The sequence below is a fragment of the Sinorhizobium saheli genome (assembly GCF_001651875.1).
GTDB classification, from domain to species: domain Bacteria; phylum Pseudomonadota; class Alphaproteobacteria; order Rhizobiales; family Rhizobiaceae; genus Sinorhizobium; species Sinorhizobium saheli.
Genome location: NZ_LNQB01000067.1, coordinates 1 through 23,513, shown reverse-complemented (window position 1 = coordinate 23,513; position 23,513 = coordinate 1). Strand labels below are relative to the sequence as shown.

Here is a 23,513-nt window from a genome sequence, read left to right as displayed (position 1 = left end):
TCGATCATGGCCACCTACACCTTCTCCTGCATCGACGGTCATACCTGCGGCAATCCCGTCCGCCTGGTCTCCGGCGGGGGCCCGCGTCTCGAAGGCGCGACCATGCTGGAAAAGCGGGCGCATTTCCTTAAGGAATTCGACTGGATCCGCACCGGACTGATGTTCGAGCCGCGCGGCCACGACATGATGTCGGGCTCGATCCTCTATCCGCCGACGCGGCCCGACTGCGACGTGGCGGTGCTGTTCATCGAGACCTCCGGCTGCCTGCCGATGTGCGGGCACGGCACGATCGGCACGATCACCATGGGGATCGAGAACGGCCTGGTCACCCCGCGCGAGCCCGGCAGGCTGTCGATCGACGCGCCGGCGGGCAAGGTCGACATCACCTATCGCCAGGAGGGCCGCTTCGTCGAGGAGGTGCGCCTCACCAACGTGCCGAGCTTCCTTTACGCGGAGGGGCTGACCGCGGAAGTGGAAGGGCTGGGCGAGATCGTCGTCGACGTTGCCTATGGCGGCAATTTCTATGCGATCGTCGAGCCGCAGAAGAACTTTCGCGACATGGCCGACCACACCGCCGGCGAACTCGTCGGCTGGAGCCCGAAACTGCGCGCCGCGCTCAACGCGAAATATGAATTCGTCCATCCCGAGCATCCGCAGATCCGGGGCTTGAGCCATATCCAGTGGACGGGCAAGCCGACGCAACCGGAGGCGCATGGCCGCAACGCGGTGTTCTATGGCGAGAAGGCGATCGACCGCTCGCCCTGCGGCACCGGCACCTCGGCCCGCATGGCGCAGCTTGCCGCCAAGGGCAAGCTCAGGGTCGGAGACGACTTCGTCCACGAGTCGATCATCGGCTCGCTGTTCAAGGGCCGCGTCGAGGCGGCGGTGACGGTCGCCGGTCGCGATGCGATCATCCCCTCGATCGCCGGCTGGGCGCGGATGACCGGCATCAACACAATCTTCATCGACGATCGCGATCCCTTCGCCCACGGCTTCGTCGTAAAATGACGGACCGGGCACCCGCGCTGAGCATCCTTGGCGGCTCGGCCGAGGGCCCTGTCGTTGCTTCGCCGGAGGCGCTGAGCTTCTGGGGCGGGGTCGACCCGGCCACGGCGCGCGTGATCGACGTGCATCACCCGCTGCATGGCGTCCCGCTCACCGGCTCCATCCTCATGATGCCGTCGAGCCGGGGCTCCTGCTCCGGCTCGGGCGTGTTGCTCGATCTCATCCTGACGGGCCGGGCTCCGGCGGCCCTCGTCTTTGCCGAAGCCGAGGAGGTCCTGACCCTCGGCGCGCTGATTGCCGCCGAGATGTTCGGCAGGCCGCTGCCGGTGCTGCGCCTTGCGCCGGAGGTGTTCTCGCAGTTGTCGCGCGCGAAGACGGCCCGGATCAGCGACGCGGCGATCGAAGCGGAGGGGCTGACGATCCCGCTTGCCCCGCCGGCCGCCGCTGCGCTCGACCTCTCCGCGGCCGATCGTGCCATGCTCGACGGGCGCGAGGGCGTCGCCGTGCAACAGGCCATGCGCATCATTTGCGCCGTGGCGACACAGCAGGGGGCGCGGAGCCTCGTCGGCGTGACGCAGGGCCATATCGACGGCTGCATCTATGCGAGCCCCGCGAACCTGAACTTCGCCGAGAAGATGGCCGGGATGGGGGCGAGGGTGCGGGTGCCGACGACGATGAATGCGATCTCCGTCGACCACGCCCGCTGGGAGGCCCAGGGCGTTCCCCGCGCATTCGGCGCCCCGGCGGCCCGGCTCGCCGGTGCCTATGTCCGCATGGGCTGCCGGCCGACCTTCACCTGCTCGCCCTATCTGCTCGACGGCGCGCCCGGGGCCGGCGAAGCGGTCGCCTGGTCGGAATCCAATGCGGTGATCTTTGCCAACAGCGTGCTCGGCGCAAGGACGGCGAAGCACCCGGATTTCCTCGATCTCTGCATCGCGCTCACCGGTCGGGCGCCGCTTTCCGGCGTCTATCTCGACGAAAACCGCAGGGCGCGGCGGATCATCGACGTGGAACTGCCCGTGGGCGTCGACGATGCCTTCTGGCCGCTCATCGGCTATCTCGCCGGACGCGCGGCACCCGACCGCATCCCGCTTGTGCGCGGGCTCGCCGCGGCGCGGCCCTCGCGTGACGACCTCAAGGCGCTCTGCGCCGCCTTCGGCACCACCTCCGCGGCACCGATGCTGCATGTGGAGGGCGTGACGCCCGAGGCCGATCGCGCCGCGGCGGACGATGCCGGCGTGGCGGCCATCTCCCGCGCCGACATGGCCGCCGCCTGGTCGGCCCTGAACGAGGGACCCGAGGAGGTGCAACTCGTCGCCATCGGCAGCCCGCACGCCTCGCTCGCCGAATGCCGGACGCTCGCCGCGGCGCTCGGCGGGCGCATGCGACACCCCGACGTCGCGGTGATCGTCACCGCCGGGCGGCAGATCATCGAAGCGGCGCGGAGCGACGGCACGCTCGCGCGGCTCGAAGCAAGCGGCGTCGAGGTGCTGCCGGATCTCTGCTGGTGCTCGATCTCAGAGCCGGTCTTCCCGGTGCGGACCCGCACGGTGATGACGAATTCCGGCAAATACGCCCATTACGGCCCCGGTCTTTCCGGCCGCGCCACGCGCTTCGGCAGCCTCGCCGATTGCGTCACCGCCGCCTTGACCGGCCGCGTGCCCGCCCGGCTGCCGGTTTGGCTTTCCCGATGATCCGGCGGCGACGCGGCAAGCCTTGCGGCGCGACTGCATTGATCTAGAGTTGCAGTCAATGAAAGCGTCTTGGAGGTTTTGACTGTGGCCATCCTGACAGTGCGAAACGTGCCGGATGAGGTGCACCGGGCTCTGCGCCTGCGAGCGGCCATGCACGGCCGCAGCACCGAGGCGGAAGTCCGCGACATTCTGGAAAGTGCGGTGAAATCGGAGCAGCGCATCCGCATGGGCGATGCTCTTGCGGAGATCGGACGGCGGGCGGGACTGACGAATGACGATTTCGCCCTGTTCGAGGAGGTGCGCGACAGGACGCCCGCGAAGCCGATGGGGTTTGAATGATCGGCGGGTCTGGTCAGACGCGCCCGCGTCGCTGTAGAACTCTGAATTGCTGCATGATTTTGTCCGTGAACCGATTCCGACATGCTCAATCATGGTGGAATCACCTGACGTCGCACAAATGCGGCAAAAGCAAATAGAGCGGTGGCGCGAACGCATGTGAGTGCATCCCGCTCCAGAGGCCGGAACGGCGGACGGTTGATCGTGGAGCGAAAGACGAGTCTCAAGGATGTGGCGCGCGAAGCCGGGGTTTCGCTGAGTACCGCATCGCATGCTCTCAACGGCACCGCGCCGCTAACGGTCGAGGTGCGTAAGCGGGTGCTCGAGTCGGCCCGCCGCCTCGGCTATCTCGAAAGCCGGCGGAAAAAGGCGACGATCGCCGCGCTGCGCAGCGTCCTGCTCGCGCTGACGAGCGACGCGGCGCCGCAGAGCGACCTCAACATGGTGAGCTGGACGATCCTCAACGGCCTGCGGCGCGAATGCGAAAGGCGGGGAATCCGCATCGTGCCCTTCGTCAGTGCGCTCACGCGGCTCGATCCCGCCGAGGTGCGGGACGCCGCGGAGGGCGAGAATGTCGACGGCATCGTCGTGCTCAACGATGACAGGCCGGATCTCATCCGGGCACTGTCGGCGCTCGACAAGTCGTCCGTCATCCTTAACGGCGAAGATCCGGCGATGCTCGTCGACACGGTGACGGTCGAAAACCGTTTCGGCGCGCGCCTCGGCGTCGAGCATCTCCTGTCGCTCGGCCATCGCCGCATCCTGCACCTGACATGGCAGGGCCGCACGACCATCCGCCGGCGCTATGACGGCTATGTCGATGCTCATCTGGTCGCCGGCCTGCCCGCGCCGGACAACATGGTCGTGGTCGCGGAAAGCTACGAGCCGAAGCATGGCGAGCAGGTGATGCGCGCCCTGTTGAAGGCCGACCGCAGCCTGCGCGGCGCAACCGCGATCTTCTGCGCCGCCGACAATCTGGCGCTCGGCTGCCTGAAGGCACTCAGCGAGGCCGGCATTCGCGTGCCGGAAGATGTCTCGGTGCTGGGTTTCGACGACATCGTGCCGGGCGAGTTCAGCGCGCCGCCCTTGAGCACGATCCAGATGCCGGCCGACCGCCTGGGGGCCGCCGCACTTTTCCTGCTCGAGCAACGCGCGCTCGCCAACGACCCGCTGCGCCCGGCGCACCGGCTGGAGCTCGGTTGCCGCCTGATCCTGAGAGGCAGCATCGCGCCGCCGCCGAGATAGGGCAGGTTGAACCCCCTCGACAAGTCCTATTTCATTCCCGTCCCGGCGATGCCGGTGGTGATGTAGCGCTGCAGGAAGAGGAACACCAGCGTCACCGGCACGAGGCTCAGGAATGTCATGGCGAGGATATAGTGCCATTGCACGGAGAACTCGCCCTGGAAGGCATTGAGGCCGACCTGGAGCGTAAAATTCTCGCGGCTGCTGAGCACGATCAGGGGCCAGAGGAAGTCGTTCCAGCGCCAGAGCACGGAAAAGATCGCCAGGACGGCGAGCGCCGGGGCGGTGAGCGGCAGGACGATGCGCCAGAAGATGCGGAATTCGCTGGCCGCGTCGACCCGTGCCGCTTCGATCAGCTCGTCGGGGATCGTCAGCATGTATTGCCTCAAGAGGAAGACGCCGGTCGGCGAGGCGACCGTCGGGATGATCACGCCCCAGAGATTGTCGACGAGGCCGACGCCGACGACGACGAGATAGGCCGGCACCATGACGACGGTCAGCGGGATCATCAGCGTCGAGATGATCAGCACGAAAATCGCCGTGTCGCCGCGGAAGCGGTATTTGGAGAGCGCGAAGGCCGCGAGCGCGTTGACGATGAGGGTCAGAAGCGTCGCGACGAAGGTGACGAAGACCGAATTCTTGAGGAAGGTCAGGAAGTTGAAGCGGGTCAGCGGGTCCGTGTAGTTCTCCGTCGCCACCGTCAGCCGCTGCACCGGCGAAATGCTCCGGGTATCGACGCTGACGGGCTTGCCGGGATACTTGGGGTCGACCATTTGCGCCTTGAGGCCGATGCGGCGGACCATCGCCATCTCGCGGGCCTCGCCGTCGACCGTCGCGTTCCAGAGGCTCAAGGGCTTGTCGAAGCCCTGGACCTCCACCTGCACCGCCGCGCGCGGCAGCAGCGTCGGCGGGAAGCGGGTGATCTCCGCCTCGGGCTTGAGCGAGGACAGGCCGGCCCAGATGACGGGGATGAGAACGGCGAGCGTGCCGCCGACCAGCCACAGCCAGGAGAGGATGTCGGTCATGTCGATCCGGCCCGGGCGCCGGGTGCGGGTCAGGAAGCCGATGGCGCTGAAGGTGCCGTGCATGATCAGGACTCCGCCTTTTTTCCGAGGCGCAACTGGACAAGGGTGAGCACCAGAAGCACCAGCCCCATGAGGACCGAGGCGGCCGAGGCGAGGCCGTAGAGCCTCAGGTCGCCGGCAAAGGCCATCTGGTAGATATACTGGACGAGGAAGGTATTGGCGGTGCCCGGTCCGCCGCCATTCGTCAGCACCCAGGCCTCGTCGAAGATCTGCACCGACTTGATCATCAGGAGGACCAGCACGACGATGAGGTTCGGGCCGAGGAGCGGCAGGGTGATCCGCAACAGGGTGCGCGACGGCGTGGCGGCGTCGATCGCCGCCGCCTCGTAGAGATCCTTGGGGATCGCCTGCAGGCCGGCGAGCAGGATCAGCGTGTAGAAGCCCATGTGGAACCAGACGGAGACGACGACCACGAAGAAGCGCGACCAGCCGACTTCGAGAAGGAAGATTTCCGGCGGCACGCCGAGCATCTGCAGGAAGGCGTTGAGCAGGCCGTTGCGATCGAGGAACCACTTCCAGATGAGGCCGATGACGACCGGCGACAGAAGTACCGGATAGAAGAACATCGCCCGGAAGAAGCCGCGCGCGGCGATCGCGCGGTCGAGGATCAGCGCCGTGACGAGTGCGACGAGAAGCGTGGCCGCGACATTGAAGCCGACGAACCAGAGCGTGTTCCAGATCGCCGTCCAGAAGAGCGATTCCTCGCAGCTTCCCGGCACGAGGTAACTTTCGCAGCTTAGAAGCGTCCGGAAGTTGTCGAGGCCGACGAAGGGGCGGTTCGAGATTAGGAGCTCGGTGCCGCCGGTAAAGGCATAGCCGACGGCGATCGCGATCGGCAGGAAGGTGAAGATGCCGAAGAGCACGAGGTTCGGTGCCAGGAAAAGATAGGGCATCCGCCGCTTGCCGATCAGCCGCTCGACGGCGTTGATCGGCGCCTCGACCACGGCCATTGCAAGGTCGAGCGCGCGATCCGCGAAACCTGTCGCCCCGGCCATGTCAGTGCCCCCCGTGGCGACGTGCAAGCGCCAGCTCGCTTGCGGGGTCGAAGACATGCAGGCGCCCTTCCTGCGGCATGACCTTCAGGACCGCGCCCGCGGCGGGCGCAAAATGGCCGGGCTGGTGGACGATGACCTGCTCCGCCTGCCCCTGAAGGGTGCCGTAGACATAGGTCTCGGTTCCGAGGCTCTCGTGATACTGCACCTCGAAGGGCAGGCCTTCCTCGGAAACGACGAAATGCGCCGGGCGGATGCCAGCAAGCACCTCCTGGCCGGCCGAGACGCTGGCAGGATCGACGTCGCTCTCGAGCAGGGCCGGTTGCCCGACGTCCACCAGCACCCGGCGATCGTCGCCGATGACGATCCTGCCCTTCAAAATGTTCATTCGCGGCGAGCCGAGGAAGCCCGCGACGAAGAGATTGGCGGGAAAGTCGAAGAGCTCGAGCGGCGTGCCGACCTGCTCGACGCGGCCGGCGCGAAGCACGACGATCTTGTCGGCCATGGTCATCGCCTCGACCTGGTCGTGGGTGACGTAGATCATCGTCGTCTGCATCTGACGATGAAGCTTGGTGATCTCGGCGCGGGTCTGGACGCGCAGCGCCGCGTCGAGGTTGGAGAGCGGCTCGTCGAAGAGGAAGATCGCCGGCTCGCGCACGATCGCCCGGCCGATCGCCACGCGCTGGCGCTGGCCGCCGGAGAGCTGCCGCGGCTTGCGGTCGAGATAGGGCTCGATCGCCAGCATCCGCGCGGCCTCGGCTATCCGGGCGTCGATCTCGGCCCGCTTGAACTTCAAGTTTTCTAACCCGAACGCGAGGTTCTTGCGCACGCTCATGTGCGGGTAGAGCGCGTAGGACTGGAAGACCATGGCGATCTTGCGCTCGGCCGGCGACAGCGCACCGACATCGCGCCCGCCGATCGCGATCGCTCCGGACGTGATGTCCTCGAGACCGGCGATGATGCGCAGAAGCGTCGACTTGCCGCAGCCGGACGGACCGACGAAGACGACGAACTCGCCATTGTCGATCGACAGGTTCACGTCGTGCAGCGCGGCGACCGCGCCGTACGACTTGTTGAGATTGGTAAGCCTGAGATCTCCCATCGCCCTGCTCCCGTCAGGTCAATTCTTCGACGATATCCTTCGCATTCCACCCGTCCGGCAGGATTGCCGGACGCTTGACCGCCACGTCCCGCGCGGACAAGTCCCCGACGCCCTTCAAAAAGATCGCCGGCATGCCGCCCGGATAATCGAGAAGCCCGACGATCCTGCCGTCGGCGCCCCGCGTCCAGGCATTGGCCCGGCCTTCCGACTCGGCGCTCGGGGCGATATCGGCAAAGGTCGGCCTCAGATCGTAGCGCAGGCCGGTGCCGAGCGGTCCGGGCGCCTGCGCAAGCGTGATCGCGCGGAACGCGACGTTGCGAATGCCGGCAGGAGACGCGCAGACGAGATTGATCGCCCCCTCCATGCGGCCGGTGATCTCCTCCACCAGAAGGTTCTCCACCGCGCCGGCGCTCCGTTCGGGGCGCCTGTCGACGACGGTCACGGTCAGCGCTTCGCCCGAGCCCCAGAAGCCGTCGGGCGTCTCGCGGCAATCGACCTCGATCCGCGAGAAACGGATGTTTCTCATGTGGCCGCCATCGCGCGAGAAGAGGCCGAGACCGCGATTGGAGCGGCTCACCCTGCAGTCCTCGAAGACGATATTGTTGAAATCGCCGAAGGATTCCGTCCCGAGTTTCAGCGCGCAGCTCAGGCTCGAGACGGAAGCGCGGCGGACGGTGACATCCTCGCAGGTCCCGATCGCCTTGCCGTCGGGCCCGGCGCTGGTCTTGAGGCAGATGCCGTCGTCGGCGGTCGAGATGGCGCAGTCCTCGACCAGCACGCGGCGGCAGGCATCGAGCACCATGCCGTCCGTGTTCGGCAGCCGCCGGTCGTTTTCGATCGTGACATTGCGGATGACGATGTCCTCGCAATCGGCGAGGTGCAGGGTCCACATCGGCGAGCCGGTGACCCGAAACCCGTCGAGGACGAGGTTGCGGCATCCTTCAAGGACGATGACCCGCGGCCGGAACTCTGCCGGCACGAAGGTGCCGACGCTCGCATCGTCGCCGGTGATGAAATGCTCGCCGCCCGACTCGATCCGGCCCGGGCCGGTGATCCGCACGTTCTCGGCGTCGCGCGCGACGATCATGCCCCGGTTTGACTTTTCGGCGATGACGCGGACGGTCGTCTCGCGATAGGCCTCGTAATCGGGAATGGGGCGCAGCAGCGCGCCTTGGCCGAGATTGAGCTCGACGCCGCCCCTGAGGATGAGCCCGCCCGCCACATGCTCGCCGGCAAGGAGCGACACGCGGCCGCCGCCGTGGGCGGATATCTCGTCGATCGCCGACTGGATCGCGGTGGTCGCGTCCCGCCCGGTCGCCTCGATATCGATCTGCCGTGCTCCGGTCACGCCTCAGCATCCTCCTCGAAAAGGACATCGATCAGCAGCAGCATGGTCAGTGCCTGGCCGTAAGGCGTCGGCAGGTTGGGGATCCGCCGATAGAAGTCGAGGTCGTGGCCCATGGGCGTCCCGTCGGAGACGCCGTGGACGACGCCTTCCCGGTCGATCTGCCTGAGCACGGCGATCAGCGCCCGGTCGGCGTGCACCCGATCCTGCTTGTCGAGGATGCCGGCTTCGATGCCGCGCAGGATTCCGTAGGCGATCCCCGCGGTGGCGGAGGTTTCGAGAGGCGAGGTCGGATCGTTGACGAGCGTGTGGAACATGCCGTCCTCGCGCTGATGGCGCTTCAGCGCGCAGACCTGGCTCTTGAGCACGTTGGCGAGGAAGCGCCGGTCATTTGGGGCGAGCGACGGCACCAGTTCGAAAAGCTCGGGGATCGCGACGGTGATCCAGGCGTTGCCGCGCGCCCAGAAGGCCTTGGCGAAGTTGTGGCGGCCGTTGAAGGTCCAGCCGTGATACCAGAGCCCGGTGATCGGATCGGAAAGATAGCGGGTGTGGATCATGAACTGGTAGACGGCCTCGTCGGTCCAGTCCCGGCGATTGCAGATGACGCCGGCGCGGGCGAGGAAGAGGCCGGCCATGAACAGCGTGTCGTCCCAGAGTTCGCCGTCGTTCAGCCGCTCCTTCACCACATGCTGGAAGCCGCCGTCCTCGGTTTTCGGCAGGCGATGCACGAGCCAGTCCGCCCAGTCCTCGACGAGCGCGCGGAAATCCGGGCGGTCGACATGTTCCGTCAGGATGGCGAGCGGCAGCATCGGCGCGGTGCTGTTGATCTGGCGCGGCGGCAGGCCGCGTTCGATCTGCCAGGCGTACCAGGCGACGAGCTCGTCGAGCGCCTTGCAGTCGTTCGTGGCGAGCGCCCGGCGCAGGAAGCCGTAGAGACCGACGCCGACCTCCCAGTCCCATTCGTCGAACTGGATGCCGCCGGCATCGTTCACGCCGGCCAGACCTTCCTTGATCCCCTTCAGGCGGCTGAAAGCGGCTGCGACCTTGTCGACCGTGGTCTTGAGCGAGGATCGATCGATGGTGATCCGGTTCATATTGATGTTCCACTCATGAATAGAAGAGAGGGTCCGCGCCAATGGCGGGACCGGTACTGTCGAACGTGAGTTCCGGCGTCGGCTGCCGGTTAACGAAGGCGTGCGGCCGCTCGCCGATCGAGAAGGCGCCGTCATGGGCGAGCCGCAACTCCGGCCGATTGGGTGGCGCGACCGAGAGCAGGAGCCGATCGGCGTCGAAGGCGACCCTGGTGGCGAGGACGCGCTTTCGGAAGCGGCCGAAATCGGCGCCGTCGCCGCAGCCGACGGCGGCGATCCAGCCGCAGCGCCGGCCTTCGGAGCGGAGTTCCCGTCCGGCGGTGGCGCCCGTCTCGACCATGGCGAGGCCGTTGGTCGAGTGCAGGGCCGCAAAGCCCGTGCCCGAGCGGACGATCAGCCACCCGGCCTCGATCAGGACCTCGTCGAGGCCGTCGCGCCCGAGATAGGCATGCGTCCAGCCGTTGCGATGGTCCTGCGTGTCGAAGACCATCAGCGCCAGGTCCCGGTGCTGCGCAACGCGCGGAAGGATGCCGCTGCCCGCCCAGTAGGACGGCCGCTGCGTGCCCCAGGGATCGTCCTCGCCCGGATGGTTCACCCACAGCCGCGCCATCGGGTGACCGGAGAGGCGGATATCCACCACATGCTGCTGATGGCCGTTCACACCGGTCTTGTGGTCGACGACGGTCGAGAGCTGCGCCGCCTCGTTCTTGAAGAGAACGAGCCTTCCCGCATCGAGCCCCTGCGCGTAGCGGGCTTCGATGGCGCGGCCCGGCTCGAGCCGCGCCAGGCGGACGAGATCGGCCGGCGGGGCATAGTTGGAGCAGCAGAACATCGGCAGTGATGCGACGCCGCCGTTCAGCCAGCCCTCGCCGAAGGCGACCGCGGCGAAGGGGGCGAGTTCGGTCAGCGGGCCGGCGCGCAATTCCTTGTCATAGGCGCGCCCCTGCGAGCCCGCCGGCACGCCGGCAAGCGTGTGCAGCGCGATCATTTCGAAGATCAGGTCGAGCTGGCGTCGTGCGCGCTCGGCGAGTTCCGCCTCAGCCCAATGTTCGAGCGCGAGAAGGCCGATGAAATCGATCGGATAATAGGCGGCCGAGTTCCATTCGGCGAGGCCGTGTGCCTCGACCGCGTCGAACCAGCGATGCAGGCGCGCCGTCGCCAGCGCCGCCTGTTCCCGCCCGGTCCTGCCCGAGGCCTCGAAGACCGCATCCGGCAGGAGCGCGCCGGCGAGCAGCTGGCTGACATGAAAGCACAGCACATGGTTCTCGCTCCAGAACCACATGGCGTCGTTGCCCGGTTCGTCCACCCAATAGCGGTAACCGAGGACCGAGCGCCGGATCGTCGCGAGCGTTTCCGGCGCCAGGTGCTCGCCATATCCGCGGGCGAGCCACAGGAGCGGCACCATGACGAAGTCCGAGCAATCCTCGCGCCGGTCGATCGAATGGAGGGTCGCCGCAATGATCCGCTCGATGGTGGCCGTGTCGTCGCTGCCTGTCGCGACGATCGCGAGCGCCCGGCCGATGCGCTCGGCGCCATGGCGCGCGCTGAAGGCGAGCGCCGCGCGCTTTCGCTCTGCGAGCGTCGGGGCCATTGCGCCGGGTGCAAGCCGGCTGAGGAACGCCGCATCGATGATGCGCGTAACGGTGCCCGCACCCGACCCGATCGTCAGCCTGACGCCGTGATAACCGTCCGGAAGCCTGAGCGTCCCGGGAATTGCGAGGCGGGTTTGGCTCGCGCCGAGCGTCGCCTCGGCCCGCGCCAGCACGGCCCTGTCGTGGCCGTGGCTGAAGACCTCGACGCAAACGGGCAGGTCGCTCCCGGGCGGCGCGTCGAAGACGATTTCCAGCGCCTCCCCGATGAAGACGTCACGGCCCGGCCGCACGTCGCGGGCAAGTGCGGCGAGCCGGCCGACCTCGTCGCGGTCGAGCGCGACCGGCAGCACGATGGTGAGCGGCGCCTCGTCCAGAAGCTCGAGCTCGAAGAACCAGATCGTGTCGCGCTCGGCGAGATCTTCCGTGTGGAGCAGGATGTGGTTGTCGCCGGCGGCAAGGTCGAGCCTCACGTCCGACGTGCTCTCGACATTGCGCCGGAACGGTTCGAAGCGGACCTGCTCGCTGCCGTTCACCCAGATGCGCACGCCGCCGCAGGTCCTGAGCCTGAGGTGGAGCCTGCGGGGGGCTTCGCTCCGGAACGTGCCCTTCAGCCATCGCCGGATATGGGTCGGCACATGCCAGAAGCCGGTGAACTCGACGCGACGGTTGGCACCCGGAAGGTTCAGGTGGGCCGCCGGCCAATCGCCTTCCGGCTCGATCGCCCGGCCGACCATCCCGGCCCAGAAGGCCTTGCGGCAGGGGAGGTCGCCCACATCGACGAAACCGTTGATGAAGCGATAATCGACGCGATCCTCCGCCGGCGCCGCAACGCCCGGAAAGTCGGCGCGGATCAGGCCGGATACGATCCAGGCGGTGATCGTCTCGCCCCTCGAGACCTCATAGGTCGGGTCGGGTGAGGCCTTATCCGTCGCGGAATTGCGCTTCATAGACCGCCTCCCGCCGATCTTATGAAAATATTTTCGTAAACTTTGCGAAGTCATGCCCGAAGGCTTGCTCGCCGAATTCCGGCAAAACAAACGGCTTGACGTTTTCGTTGTCAAGTCGCAAAAAGTGAAAATCGAATTTGGGAGAGGAGCTCCGGTTCGGTTTATGAAAAAGTTTTCATAGGGAGGATGTGCATGTCAAGGCTTTTCTCAGGCGTAAGTGCACTTGTATTTGCCGGTCTGGTCGGAGCGGCGTCGGCTGAGGCCGAAACCAAGTCGATCACGTTCCTGTTCACGGATGACGACCAGGGCTATGTCCAGCGCATGGCCGAGCTCACCAAGGAGTTCGAAGCGAGCCATCCGGACGTAAAGGTCAATTTCGTCTCTTCCGGCTACGACGCCGTCGTCAAGCAGCTTCCGGTGCAGCTCGCCGTCGGCGAGGGGCCCGACCTCGCCAAGATCACCGACTGGCAGCTCGCGCCCTATTATCTCGACATGCGCCCCTACATGAAGGACGCGGACGCCTTCGCCCGGCTTCATGGCGAAAGCCTCGAGCAGTTGCGCCTGCCGGGCATCAACGAGCCGAATTCGATCAATGGCTACGTGGCGTCGCAGACGCTCAACCTGCCCTTCGTCAACAAGACCCTGTTCGAGCAGGCCGGCGAGCCGCTGCCCGGGCCGAAGGCGACCTTGAAGGAGATCGTCGAGGCTTCGGCGCGGGTGGCGAAGGCGACCGGTGTCCAGATCCCCTTCACCATGGACCGTTCGGGCCATCGCTTCTCCGGCGGGGCGTTCTCCTACGGCGCGACCTATGTCAAGGACGGCAAGTTCAGCTTCCCCGACGAGGCGGCGAGGAAATACATCGCCGACCTCCATGCCTGGACGGAGAACGGCAGCTTCCCCAAGGAGATGTGGGGCGCGGCCGGCGGTTCGCAGTACAAGAACATGGGCGACGAATTCGTCAACGGCAACGTCGTGACCTATCTCGCGGGCAACTGGATGGTCAATCCGTTCCAGAGCAAGATCGGCGACGCCTTCGATTGGACGGCGATTAACGCCCCCTGCGGCGAGGCCGGATGCTATGCCATGCCGGGTGCGACCGCGATCGTCGGCTTCAAGCGGACGAAGCATCCCGAGGCGGTCGCCGAGTTCATCGAGTTCCTCGGCTCCGAGAAGGTTCAGCGCGAGATTGCGGAGAGCTACGTGATCCTCACCGGCGCCGAGATCAAGGATCCGCAGTACAAGCTTTCGAGCGACGACGCCAAGGCGGCCATGGCCGTCTTCCTCGACAACAAGAAGAACGTGCCGCAGGCCGCGCGCGACTTCGAGCGCCAGAAGGGCGGCACGGCGCTCTATCAGCAGATCGTCCAGCGCGTGAGCCAGCTGATCGTCGGCGAATTGTCGCTCGATGAAACCTACAAGGTGCTGGAGGACGACGTGCGCAAGATCAACGAGGCGCGCGCGACGCAGTAAAGCGGCGCGCGGCACCGAGCCGCACTCCTCCGACGACGCGCCGGCGAACCGGCGCGTCGTCTCGGCGCGCGTTTATCGGATCCCGAGGGTCGATCGGGTCACGGGCTCCGCATGGAGCGGTAGCGATGCCGCGCCCGTGATCTCGAGCGTGGCGACAACGACAGCCAGGATAGAGAGAAGAGCGCAAAGCCGCCGCAATGCATGGCGGCTTTCCATGGCCTCCAAACGCTGCCATGCTGGATTGCGGCGGGCAAACATCCCTTGTGCCAGAACAGCTTCCATGATGGTCATGGCCGTCACTCCTTTTGACGGCATTGGTCGAACCGGACCATCGGAGTTCGACTTCTCCATCGAAGGGGCAGGAAAATTTGCCGGCCTTGTCGAAATGCGCCGAGGCTGCTCGTCAACAGACCGTCGAAACAAAGGAGGACATCGCCGTGAAGTATCTCTGCCTGGTCTGGTGCGAGGAAGGACAGTTCGAAGCCTTGTCGCAGGAGGAAAGGGATCAAATCGATCGCGATTCCCTGAGCTATGATCAGCAACTCGCCGGAAGCGGGCACATGATCGCCGCGGAAGCGCTGCAGGCGCCGGCGAACTCCGTCGTGGTCCGCGTGCGCCATTCCGAGGTTTCCGTGACCGACGGCCCCTTCGCCGAAGCCAAGGAACATATCGGCGGCTTCATCCTGATCGAGGCGAGGGACTTGAACGACGCGATCCGCGTCGCGGCAGGCATTCCGCTCGCGAAGCTTGGCAGCATCGAGGTGCGGCCGATCTATGACTTCGGCGGCCAGGCTTGAGGCGAGCACCACGCGCCGCGGCGGCGGCCCCATATTACCCCATATCAGGAGTGCGTCAGGAGGCAGCAATGAACTATCTCTGCCAATTCTGGTTCGAGACATCGGCAATAGCAGAGCTGTCGGAGGAAGAAGGGCGAAGGCTTACGGCCGACTGCAAGGCATATGACGACGGCCTCGCCGCAAGCGGGCATTTGCTCATGGCGCAGGCCCTGCGCCAGCCCGCGTCCGCCAGGACCGTGCGCGTGAGCGACGGCCGGATTTCGGTGACCGACGGGCCATTTGCCGAGATCAAGGAGCATCTCGGCGGCATCATCCTCATCAAGGCCGCGGACATGGATGAGGCAATCGGCATCGCGAGCCGCTCGCCGCTGGCGAGGTATGCCGCGATCGAGGTGCGTCCGGCCTATTCCATAAAGGAGACGCAGTGACGGCAGGTCATGGCGACGCCACGCACCCGGAGAGGCTCTTGCAGAAGCAGATCGAGGACATCTACCGCGCGCATTCGCGGAAGGTACTGGCAACATTGATCCGCCTGCTTGGCGATTTCGACCGGGCCGAGGAGGCGCTGCAGGACGCCTTTGCCGAAGCGGCCCGGACGTGGCCGAGCGAGGGGATACCCCGCAACCCGTTCGCCTGGCTCGTGTCTGCGGGACGGTTCCGGGCAATCGACCATCTGAGGCGGCAGGTTCGCTTCGCGGCCGCGGTCCCCGATATCGAAGACAGCCTCTATCGGGAGGGTGACGATCTGGAGATCGGCGACATGGCCCTGATAGAAGATGACGTGCTCCGGCTCATCTTCATTTGCTGTCACCCGATCATTCCGGCGGACGCGCAGATCGCCATGTCCCTCAGGGAAATCTGCGGGCTGACGACGGAGGAAATCGCTCACGCTTTCCTGACCCCGGCGCCGACCATTGCGCAAAGGATCGTGCGCGCCAAGAACCGCATCCGCGCGGCCGGAATTCCCTATGAAGTGCCGGACAAGGCCGAGCTGCCCGACCGCCTGCAGCACGTCCTGCATGTGATCTATCTCGTCTTCAACGAGGGCTATTCCGCCTCGTCCGGCGCAGAGATCGTCAGGTCGGACCTGACCTCCGAAGCGATCCGTCTTTGCCGGCTGCTCCTCACCCTGCTGCCGGACCCGGAGGTCTCGGGGCTGCTCGCGCTGATGCTATTGCAGGACGCCAGGCGCGCCGCGAGACGAGGCGCCTCGGGCGAGATGATCCTGCTCGCCGATCAGGACCGTTCCCTTTGGGACGGCGAAAGGATCAGGGAAGGCCTGGCCATCGTCGATGGCGCGCTCGGCGCTGGAACCTTGGGCTGTTATGGCCTGCAGGCCGCCATTGCCGCCGAACATGTCCGCGCGCCCAGGGCTCATGAAACCGACTGGCGCCGCATTGCCGGCTTCTACGACCTGCTTCTCGCCGCCCGCCCGTCGTCGATCGTGGAACTCAACCGGGCCGTCGCCGTGGCGATGTGCGAAGGGCCGGCCGCGGGTCTGGCGGTCGTCGATGCCATCCTCGCCAGCGGCGAATTGCATCGTTACCACCTCGCCCATGCGGCCCGCGCCGATTTCCTGCGGCAGTTGCAGCGCTTCGCCGACGCGCGCCTCGCCTATGAAACCGCACTGGAACTGTGCCGCCAGGAACCGGAGAAGGCCTTTCTGCGCAAGAGGATTGCCGAGCTTGGCGGTCAATGAGCGACCGTCCGCCGACCGCCCCCTGGAGCGGGCTGCGCTCACATGCGTTCGCGCCACCGCTCCACCTGTTTGTCTTGCCGCATTCGTGCGACGTCAGGTGATTCCACTTGACTGCAAAATGCTCTAACCAGACTCGACCTCCGCCAGGAGCCATCGGCGGAAGGCCTTCATCGAGCCGGTTTCCGGGCGCGATTTCAGCCGCGTCAGCCAGTAGCTCCCCGTATGCGCGACGATGTCGAAGGGCTGGACGATGCGCCCCTCCTCGATCTCCTGGAGGAACATTGCGACCGGAACGAGCGCCACTCCGACGCCGCGCGCCGCGGCCTCCACGAGCGTCAGCGACGAGTCGAACATCCAGCCGCGGAGATTCGGCGGCGCTATCCCCGCCGCCCTGCACCACAGGGGCCATTCGTCGATCCGGTAGGAGCGCAGCAGCTCGACTTTGGCGAGGTCCGCCGGTGTCAGCAGGCGTTCGCCAAGCGCCGGCGCGCAGACGGGAGAAAGCGGCGCGTCCATCAAATGGATCGCTTCCGTCCCGTGCCATGCGCCGTCGCCGAAGCGGATGAAGAAGTCGAGGCCGTCGACGAGGATGTCGGAGCGATTGTTGTTGGTCTTGAGGCGCAGGTCGAGGTGAGGATTCTGCTCCTTGAAGGCGTTGAGCCGCGGCAGGAGCCAGCCGATCGCGAAGGTGCCGACGACGCCGACCGTCAGTATCTCGCGGAAATTACCCTCCTCGAACTGGCTGAGCGTTGCGCTCATGCGGCGAAAGGCGTCGGAGAGCACCGGCAGCAGCGCGTGTGCCTCATCGGTCAGGGTGAGGCCGCGCGGGAGGCGCTTGAACAAGGTGACGCCGAGGACCTCTTCGAGCGCCTTCACCTGGTGGCTGATGGCCGTCTGCGTGACGCGAAGCTCCAGCCCCGCGCGGGTGAAGCTCAAATGTCGTGCCGACGCCTCGAAGGCGCGCAGCGAGTTGAGCGGGAGCTGGGAGATTTCCATCGATGTCCATGCCTAAGTTTTTCTCATGTCTGAGCGCAGAATTGATCGTTTGTCCAGGGGCTCGGTCCGCTTCATAGTCCCGTTCGCGAGGTCCGGACGGGACCTTGGCGAAGTGCATCGAGGTGCTGCGGCGACCATTTGCATGTCCGGCGGGACGCGCGCGCCGTAGGGTCAGCTCTTTCCAACACCAATTTTCAGACGGATGACAGGAATGACGATCACATTGTCACGCCGGCAGGCGCTTGCCGGCAGTTTGCTCACGATCCCGGTCCTTGCAACGACGGCGGCGGAAGGTCGCGCCGAGGACGCACAAGCTGCCGCGGCGAGGCTCGACGCGCTGGAACGCAGGCATCCCGGCCGCATCTGCGTGAGCATTCTCGAGGTTGCAAGCGGCAAACGGGTCGAGCACCGGGCCGACGAACGCATTCTCATGTGCAGCACCTTCAAGGCGCTTGCGGCGGCCCTCGTGCTGGCGCGCGTAGACAAGGGCGAAGAGCGGCTGGACCGGCGCATCAAGTTCTCGAAGAACGACCTCGTCGCCGGTTCGGCGGCGACGGAGACGCATGCCGGCGGAGCAGGCATGACGATGGCGGAGCTCTGCGACGCCGCCGTGACGCGCAGCGACAATACGGCCGGAAATCTGCTGCTCGCCAGTTTCGGGGGGCCGGCGGCGCTCACCGCCTTTTTCCGTTCGCTCGGGGACGACGTTTCGCGGCTCGACCGTATCGAGACCGACCTCAACTATCATGACGGACCGGACGACATTCGCGACACCACCACGGCGGCCGCGATGCTCGAAAATCTGCGCAGGCTTCTGTTTACCGATGCGCTTTCGCCTTCCTCGCGTTCCCGACTCGCCGCCTGGCTCATCACCAACAAGACCGGCGACAGCCGCTTGCGCGCAGGCGTTCCGAAGAACTGGCTCGTCGGTGACAAGACCGGCACCAACGGCGACAAGCACGGAATTGCCAACGACATCGCGGTCCTGTGGCGGCCGGATGGGGCGCCGATCATCGTCACGGCCTATTGCGAGATTCCCTCCATATCGGCGGACGAGCGCAATGCCGTCATTGCCGAAATCGGCCGGATCGCATCAGGGCTCTGAAATCTGCCGGTGCGGGATCACGGAAAGGCGTGCAGCGTCTTTCCGCCCGCATCCCGCGCCTTAATTCCTTACGATCGATCACGAGGACCTTTCTATGATGAGACATATCTTCCTTCCGGGGCTCGGCGCGCTGACGGCGGTTTCGTTGCTCTTCGCCACCGTCGCCGAGGCTGCCGACGACCCGCGCGAGAGCGAGCTCGACCGCGTCGTCGGCGAGGTGATCCGGCCCCTCATGGAGGCAAACGAAATACCGGGAATGGCAGTGGCGGTCACGGTGCAAGGCAAGCACTATCTCTTCAGCTACGGCATCGCTTCGAAGGAGAGCGGAAAGAAGGTCACCGAGGAGACGCTCTTTGAAATCGGCTCGATCAGCAAGACCTTTACCGCGACCCTTGCGGCCTATGCCGAGGCGAAGGGTGCCTTGTCGCTCTCCGACAATGCCAGCAAATATCTGCCGGCCCTCGCCGGCAGCAGCTTCGACGCGATCAGCCTTCTCGATCTCGGCACCTATACGGCAGGCGGACTGCCGCTGCAGTTTCCGGAGAATGTCGACGACCGGGACGAGATGGTCGCCTATTTCCGGAGCTGGCGCCCGGCCTATGCCGCCGGCAGCCACCGGCTCTACTCGAATCCGAGCATCGGCCTGTTCGGGCACCTCGCCGCGGCGAGCATGGGGAAGCCGTTCGACGATCTGATGGAACAGGAACTCTTCCCGGCCCTCGGTCTGAGCCGCACCTACATCCGGGTTCCGAAGGACCAGATGGCGAACTACGCCTACGGCAATACGAAGGACGGCAAGGCCGTCCGGGTAACGCCCGGCATCCTCGACTCGGAAGCCTATGGCGTGAAGACGACGGCGGCCGACATGATCCGTTTCGTCGAGGCGAACATGGATGGCTCGCATCTGGACGAACCGCTGCGGCGGGCGATCGCCGCGACCCACACCGGATATTATGCCGTCGGCGACATGACACAGGGCCTGGGCTGGGAGCTCCATGCCTATCCGGCGAAGCTCGACCGGCTGCTTGCGGGCAATTCGGCCGAGGTGAGCCTCAAGCCGAACAAGGTGAGGAAGCTCGAGCCGCCGCGGCCGCCGCGGGAAGACGTGCTGATCAACAAGACCGGCTCGACGAGAGGCTTCGGCGCCTATGCCGCCTTCGTGCCGGAGAGGCGCATCGGCATCGTCATGCTGGCGAACAAGGCCTATCCGATCCCGGAACGCGTGAAGGCCGCCCATCGGATATTGACGGCGCTCGCCGATGAGCCCGGATTGGCGAGCACGCGCTGATTCCCCAATCGGCTGAATGGAAATCACGAGAGGATTCAAGGCGCTACGGCAGCCATCCGCGCCTGAAAATGCCGCCGGTTCTCTCCTCGACATCGACTCTCGGTCCGAAACCCTTCATGATGAGGGTCGCGCAGCCCGTGTTCTGCCGAGGCATGAAGGCAAGGATTTGCAGTCGTTCAATGGTCGGACGCGGGCGCGGCATCGTCGATGTTTTCAAGATGGTCTCGGATGAGGAGGTCCTGATCACAGGCCGCGAAGGCGGGAGATGGCCTTGCACTGGTGGAGCCGCACCTGGAAAAAGCAGCCGCAACTGACCCCCGTTTCCTCGATGCGCAGCTTCTGGGGGCTGATGTGGGCCTATTGGTTCTCCGACCGATGGCACGAGGCTTGGGGGCTGGCGGCCATCATCGTCGTGCTCACCGGGCTGCAGGCCATGGCCAGCGTCTGGTTCGCCGTGGCGTCCGGAGAGCTCGTCGGTGCGATCGCCTTTCTTCACCATCCCGAAACGCCGACGACGCTGAATTCTCTTCTGGCAAGCGCGGCAAGCCTCGCCGCCATCATTGCGCTCCGGGAAGTCGGGTTCACGGCGGTGCGCCACTTCTTCTCGACCAGTCTGCATCGCAAATGGCGCGCCTGGCTCGACCGCCGCTTCAACGACGCGCTGCTCGACTGCAATCACACGCATCTCCACCTGCAGCACGGCGCCGCGGAGGCGATCCCGACCGCGGGCGGCGTGCCGGACAATGTCGACCAGCGCGTGCAGGAATCGATCAAGGGCATGACCGGCGGCGCCATCGGCCTCGCCATGGGCATTTCCGGCGTGATCCTGTCGCTGTTCTTCGTCGGCGGCAAGATCATCGAAACCTCCACCGCGGTCGCCGGCCTTGAATTTCTCGGCAGTTACGCCACCGCCTGCCTGACGCTGGCAGTGGTCGTCGCCTACGTCCCCATCAACACGCTGATAGCGGCAAAGCTGGGGTCGATCCAGCAACGGCTGGACGTCCGGATGCAATGGGCCGAGGGCAGCTACCGCCGTGAGCTGACGACGCTCCTTCACCGCAGTTTCCATATCGCGGCTGCCCGGGGCGAGGAAACGCAGAAGGGCATCCACCGGCGGCGCTATGGCGAGGTCGATCGCACCTGGGCGAGGGTCAATATTCTGACGGCCGTCTACATGGGATTCGAGCTCGTCTACAACGTCGTCGGCTCGCGCCTCGTCGCCTACGCGCCGGGGCTGCTCTCCTATGCCGAGAACAGGATCAGCCTGCAGGGCTATGTCACCGGCGCCGAGCTTGCCAATGCCATCATCAACGACTGCTCCTGGTTCATCCACGTGATGCCCGACATCGCGCACCTCAGGGCGAATGCCGGGCGCGTCATCGATCTCGCCAAGGCGATCGAGGACGTGCAGCGGCCACGCGAATTCTATGCCCGCACCGGCGTTGCGGAGCTGCGCTATGCGGAGCAGGACGCCAGGCGCGGACTGACGATTCGCGATCTTGAAATCATGCATCCGGGTACCGATGAACCTTTTGTCACGACAGGCGAGCTGCAGTTCCATCCCGGCGAATGGACGCTGCTCGTCGGCGAATCGGGCAGCGGCAAGTCTTCCCTCCTCAAGGCGATCAATGGCCTGTGGCCGCACGGCCGCGGCACGATCCTGATGCCCGGGAATGTACGGACCTTCTTTGCCACGCAGGACGTGAAGCTGCCGCCCGTGACGCTGAAGGAACTGGTCTGCCTGCCCGACGCCGCCGAGGCCCACTCCGACGACGAGGTCGCGGCGGCACTTTCCGAGGCCGACCTTGAGGATTTCGCCGGCGAGCTCGGCGAGGAGGGCCGGGGCAATCAAAGCTGGGATCGCCTGCTTTCCGGCGGTCAGAAGCAGAAGCTGGTGCTGGCGCGCATCCTCCTGCAGCGGCCGGCGCTGCTGTTCCTCGACGAACCGACAAGCGCCCTCGACCGCGAGGCGGCGGTCGCCTTTCACCAGGCGATCCACGACAGTCTCCCGCGCGCAACGGTCTTGAGCGTGATGCACGACGCCAACCCGCCGAAATCCGCAAGCGGTGAGGCATTCTACCACAGCGTGCTCGCCATCGACGACGGCATCGCCACCAAGACGCCGTTGCCGAGAGTGGCGATCGGCCCGGTCGGCCCGGCCCGCGTGAGGCTGCGCGGGGAGAAGCGGCCGGTGGATCGCTAGAGCATTTTGCAGTCAGGTGGAATCACCTGACGTCGCACAAATGCGGCAAAAACAATCAGATAGAGCGGTGACGCGAACGCACGCGAGCGCATCCCGCTCTATGGAGCCACGGATGTGGAGCCACGGGAGCCGAAATTTTTGATCCGGTCGTGTCGGAATGCGGAAACGTCGTTCGTCTTATAGCCAATGCCGGAAAGCGCGAAGACAGGCCGCGCCGGAGGATTCGCCCGATTGGAGAGAAAGATGACCGATTCATACTATCGCTGGGTAATCGTCGCCGCAGGTGGTCTGCTGGGCTGCATCGCCATCGGCGCCATGTTCTCGCTGCCGGTTTTCCTCCTGCCCATCGCGCGGGACACCGGATGGTCGGTCACCGGCATCTCGACCGCGATGACCATCGGTTTCATCGCAATGGCCCTGGCGAGCATGGTCTGGGGCAGCCTCTCGGACCGCTTCGGGCCGCGCCTGGTGGTCCTCGCCGGCTCCATCCTTCTGGCCGCAAGCCTGGCGCTCGCCAGCCGCACCACGTCGCTGATCGCGTTTCAGTTCCTGTTCGGCGTGCTCGTCGGCAGCGCCGCCGCGGCGATCTTCGCGCCGATGATGGCCTGTGTGACGGGCTGGTTCGACACCCACCGCAGCCTTGCCGTTTCTCTGGTGTCCGCCGGCATGGGCATGGCGCCCATGACCATGTCGCCCCTGGCGGGGTGGCTGGTCTCCATCTACGACTGGCGGACCGCGCTTGCGATCATCGCGCTCGTCGCGGCGGCGACCATGATCCCGGCCGCTCTGCTCTTGCGCCGGCCGCCGGCCCTCGAGCACGGGAACGCCGACCCGGCGGCAGGGCAGGCGGAGATGTCGGTCGCGCAGGCGCTGAGATCACCGCAATTCGTCCTGTTGCTGCTGACGAACTTCTTCTGCTGCGCCACCCATTCGGGGCCGATCTTCCATACGGTGAGCTACGCGATCAGCTGCGGGATTCCGATGATCGCCGCCGTGTCGATCTACAGCGTCGAGGGTCTCGCGGGCATGGGCGGCCGCGTCGTCTTCGGCATCCTCGGCGACCGGTTCGGTGCCAAGCGCATTCTGGTCTCCGGCTTGCTGCTGCAGGCGTTCGGCGCACTCGCCTATGTCTTCGTGCGCGAACTCGGCGCCTTCTATGCGGTCGCCGCCCTGTTCGGCTTCATCTATGCCGGCGTCATGCCTCTCTACGCCGTCCTCGCCCGCGAGAACTTTCCGTTGCGCATGATGGGAACGGTCATCGGCGGAACCGCGATGGCCGGCAGTCTCGGCATGGCCATCGGCCCTCTCGCCGGCGGTCTGATCTATGACGCCTTCGACAGTTACGCCTGGCTCTACATCGGCGCCTGGGGCATCGGGATCGGCGCCTTCCTTATCGCGATGACCTTCAAGCCGTTCCCGAAGGAGCAGCCGGCCCTCGCGGCAGCCTAGCAGGCTGCTGAAAAAGCCCTCTGGCTTTTGGGTTTTTGCCGTGATTCCCTACGGCTGCAACAGAGGGACTGATTT

20 protein-coding genes are annotated in these 23,513 nt (G+C 65.8%); 12 read left to right on the top strand and 8 right to left on the bottom strand.

Features of this window, described 5'->3' with window-relative positions; all coding sequences use genetic code 11:
- Window positions 1-6: 6 nt before the first annotated feature.
- From ATB98_RS08905 to ATB98_RS08890, 4 genes are all read left to right on the top strand, one after another.
- Window positions 7-1,008, top strand: coding sequence for a 4-hydroxyproline epimerase (locus ATB98_RS08905; protein ID WP_066872161.1), 1,002 nt, complete (start codon window positions 7-9; stop codon window positions 1,006-1,008).
- Window positions 1,005-2,699, top strand: a complete 1,695-nt coding sequence (lhpI, locus tag ATB98_RS08900; RefSeq protein WP_066872157.1) for a cis-3-hydroxy-L-proline dehydratase — start codon at window positions 1,005-1,007, stop codon at window positions 2,697-2,699. Before ATB98_RS08905 ends, lhpI begins: the two co-directional genes overlap by 4 nt.
- A gap of 84 nt (window positions 2,700-2,783) precedes the next feature.
- The gene (locus tag ATB98_RS08895) at window positions 2,784-3,038 is read left to right on the top strand and encodes a FitA-like ribbon-helix-helix domain-containing protein (protein ID WP_066872409.1); all 255 of its coding nucleotides are present in this window, start codon (window positions 2,784-2,786) and stop codon (window positions 3,036-3,038) included.
- Between the two features lie 195 nt (window positions 3,039-3,233).
- A complete protein-coding gene (locus tag ATB98_RS08890; RefSeq protein ID WP_066872154.1) occupies window positions 3,234-4,280 on the top strand; it encodes a LacI family DNA-binding transcriptional regulator in 1,047 nt (348 codons plus the stop codon).
- 26 nt (window positions 4,281-4,306) lie between these two features.
- On the opposite strand, the gene ATB98_RS08885 is transcribed toward ATB98_RS08890, so the two are convergent.
- From ATB98_RS08885 to ATB98_RS08860, 6 genes are read right to left on the bottom strand one after another with little or no spacing between them, the layout of a single operon-like run.
- A complete protein-coding gene (locus ATB98_RS08885) occupies window positions 4,307-5,365 on the bottom strand; it encodes a carbohydrate ABC transporter permease (RefSeq protein WP_066872151.1) in 1,059 nt (352 codons plus the stop codon).
- 2 nt (window positions 5,366-5,367) lie between these two features.
- Window positions 5,368-6,357, bottom strand: coding sequence for a carbohydrate ABC transporter permease (locus ATB98_RS08880; protein ID WP_066872148.1), 990 nt, complete (start codon window positions 6,355-6,357; stop codon window positions 5,368-5,370).
- 1 nt (window position 6,358) lies between these two features.
- A complete protein-coding gene (locus tag ATB98_RS08875; protein ID WP_066872145.1) occupies window positions 6,359-7,456 on the bottom strand; it encodes an ABC transporter ATP-binding protein in 1,098 nt (365 codons plus the stop codon).
- Window positions 7,457-7,469: 13 nt separating this feature from the next.
- A complete protein-coding gene (pglB, locus tag ATB98_RS08870; protein WP_066872142.1) occupies window positions 7,470-8,804 on the bottom strand; it encodes a polygalacturonase PglB in 1,335 nt (444 codons plus the stop codon).
- Window positions 8,801-9,895, bottom strand: a complete 1,095-nt coding sequence (gene bglB / locus ATB98_RS08865; RefSeq protein ID WP_066872139.1) for a beta-galactosidase BglB — start codon at window positions 9,893-9,895, stop codon at window positions 8,801-8,803. Before bglB ends, pglB begins: the two co-directional genes overlap by 4 nt.
- A 13-nt stretch (window positions 9,896-9,908) precedes the next feature.
- Window positions 9,909-12,431: a hypothetical protein gene (locus ATB98_RS08860; protein ID WP_066872136.1), complete on the bottom strand. Its 2,523-nt coding sequence runs from the start codon at window positions 12,429-12,431 to the stop codon at window positions 9,909-9,911.
- A 192-nt stretch (window positions 12,432-12,623) separates the two neighbouring features.
- Here ATB98_RS08860 and ATB98_RS08855 point away from each other — a divergent pair, with 192 nt between their 5' ends.
- A complete protein-coding gene (locus tag ATB98_RS08855; RefSeq protein WP_066872134.1) occupies window positions 12,624-13,901 on the top strand; it encodes an ABC transporter substrate-binding protein in 1,278 nt (425 codons plus the stop codon).
- 72 nt (window positions 13,902-13,973) lie between these two features.
- Here the strand turns inward: ATB98_RS08855 and ATB98_RS08850 are convergent, their stop codons facing one another.
- Entirely contained in the window at window positions 13,974-14,192 is a 219-nt protein-coding gene (locus ATB98_RS08850; RefSeq protein ID WP_066872131.1) for a hypothetical protein, read from the bottom strand.
- A gap of 146 nt (window positions 14,193-14,338) precedes the next feature.
- Between ATB98_RS08850 and ATB98_RS08845 the strand changes: the two genes are divergently transcribed.
- The 3 genes from ATB98_RS08845 to ATB98_RS08835 all read left to right on the top strand — a co-directional run bounded on the left by ATB98_RS08845 (window position 14,339) and on the right by ATB98_RS08835 (window position 16,397).
- Window positions 14,339-14,698 carry a YciI family protein gene (locus ATB98_RS08845; RefSeq protein WP_066872406.1) on the top strand — a complete coding sequence of 120 codons (360 nt, stop codon included), beginning with the start codon at window positions 14,339-14,341 and terminating at the stop codon, window positions 14,696-14,698.
- Between the two features lie 68 nt (window positions 14,699-14,766).
- Window positions 14,767-15,126: a YciI family protein gene (locus ATB98_RS08840; protein ID WP_066872128.1), complete on the top strand. Its 360-nt coding sequence runs from the start codon at window positions 14,767-14,769 to the stop codon at window positions 15,124-15,126.
- A 38-nt stretch (window positions 15,127-15,164) separates the two neighbouring features.
- Complete coding sequence (locus ATB98_RS08835) at window positions 15,165-16,397, top strand: RNA polymerase sigma factor (RefSeq protein WP_066872403.1); 1,233 nt, start codon at window positions 15,165-15,167, stop codon at window positions 16,395-16,397.
- 123 nt (window positions 16,398-16,520) lie between these two features.
- On the opposite strand, the gene ATB98_RS08830 is transcribed toward ATB98_RS08835, so the two are convergent.
- Window positions 16,521-17,393 carry a LysR family transcriptional regulator gene (locus tag ATB98_RS08830; RefSeq protein WP_066872125.1) on the bottom strand — a complete coding sequence of 291 codons (873 nt, stop codon included), beginning with the start codon at window positions 17,391-17,393 and terminating at the stop codon, window positions 16,521-16,523.
- Between the two features lie 211 nt (window positions 17,394-17,604).
- On the opposite strand from ATB98_RS08830, the gene bla reads away from it, so the two are divergent.
- The 4 genes from bla (at window position 17,605) to ATB98_RS08810 (ending at window position 23,438) form a co-directional block, all read left to right on the top strand.
- Window positions 17,605-18,498: a class A beta-lactamase gene (gene bla, locus ATB98_RS08825; RefSeq protein WP_066872122.1), complete on the top strand. Its 894-nt coding sequence runs from the start codon at window positions 17,605-17,607 to the stop codon at window positions 18,496-18,498.
- A 97-nt stretch (window positions 18,499-18,595) separates the two neighbouring features.
- Window positions 18,596-19,786 (top strand): class C beta-lactamase, encoded by a 1,191-nt coding sequence (gene ampC, locus ATB98_RS08820; protein WP_066872400.1) that lies wholly within the window; start codon window positions 18,596-18,598, stop codon window positions 19,784-19,786.
- Window positions 19,787-20,051: 265 nt separating this feature from the next.
- Window positions 20,052-21,989: an ABC transporter ATP-binding protein/permease gene (locus tag ATB98_RS08815; protein ID WP_234781893.1), complete on the top strand. Its 1,938-nt coding sequence runs from the start codon at window positions 20,052-20,054 to the stop codon at window positions 21,987-21,989.
- Between the two features lie 243 nt (window positions 21,990-22,232).
- Window positions 22,233-23,438, top strand: a complete 1,206-nt coding sequence (locus ATB98_RS08810; RefSeq protein WP_066872116.1) for an MFS transporter — start codon at window positions 22,233-22,235, stop codon at window positions 23,436-23,438.
- Window positions 23,439-23,513: the final 75 nt, after the last annotated feature.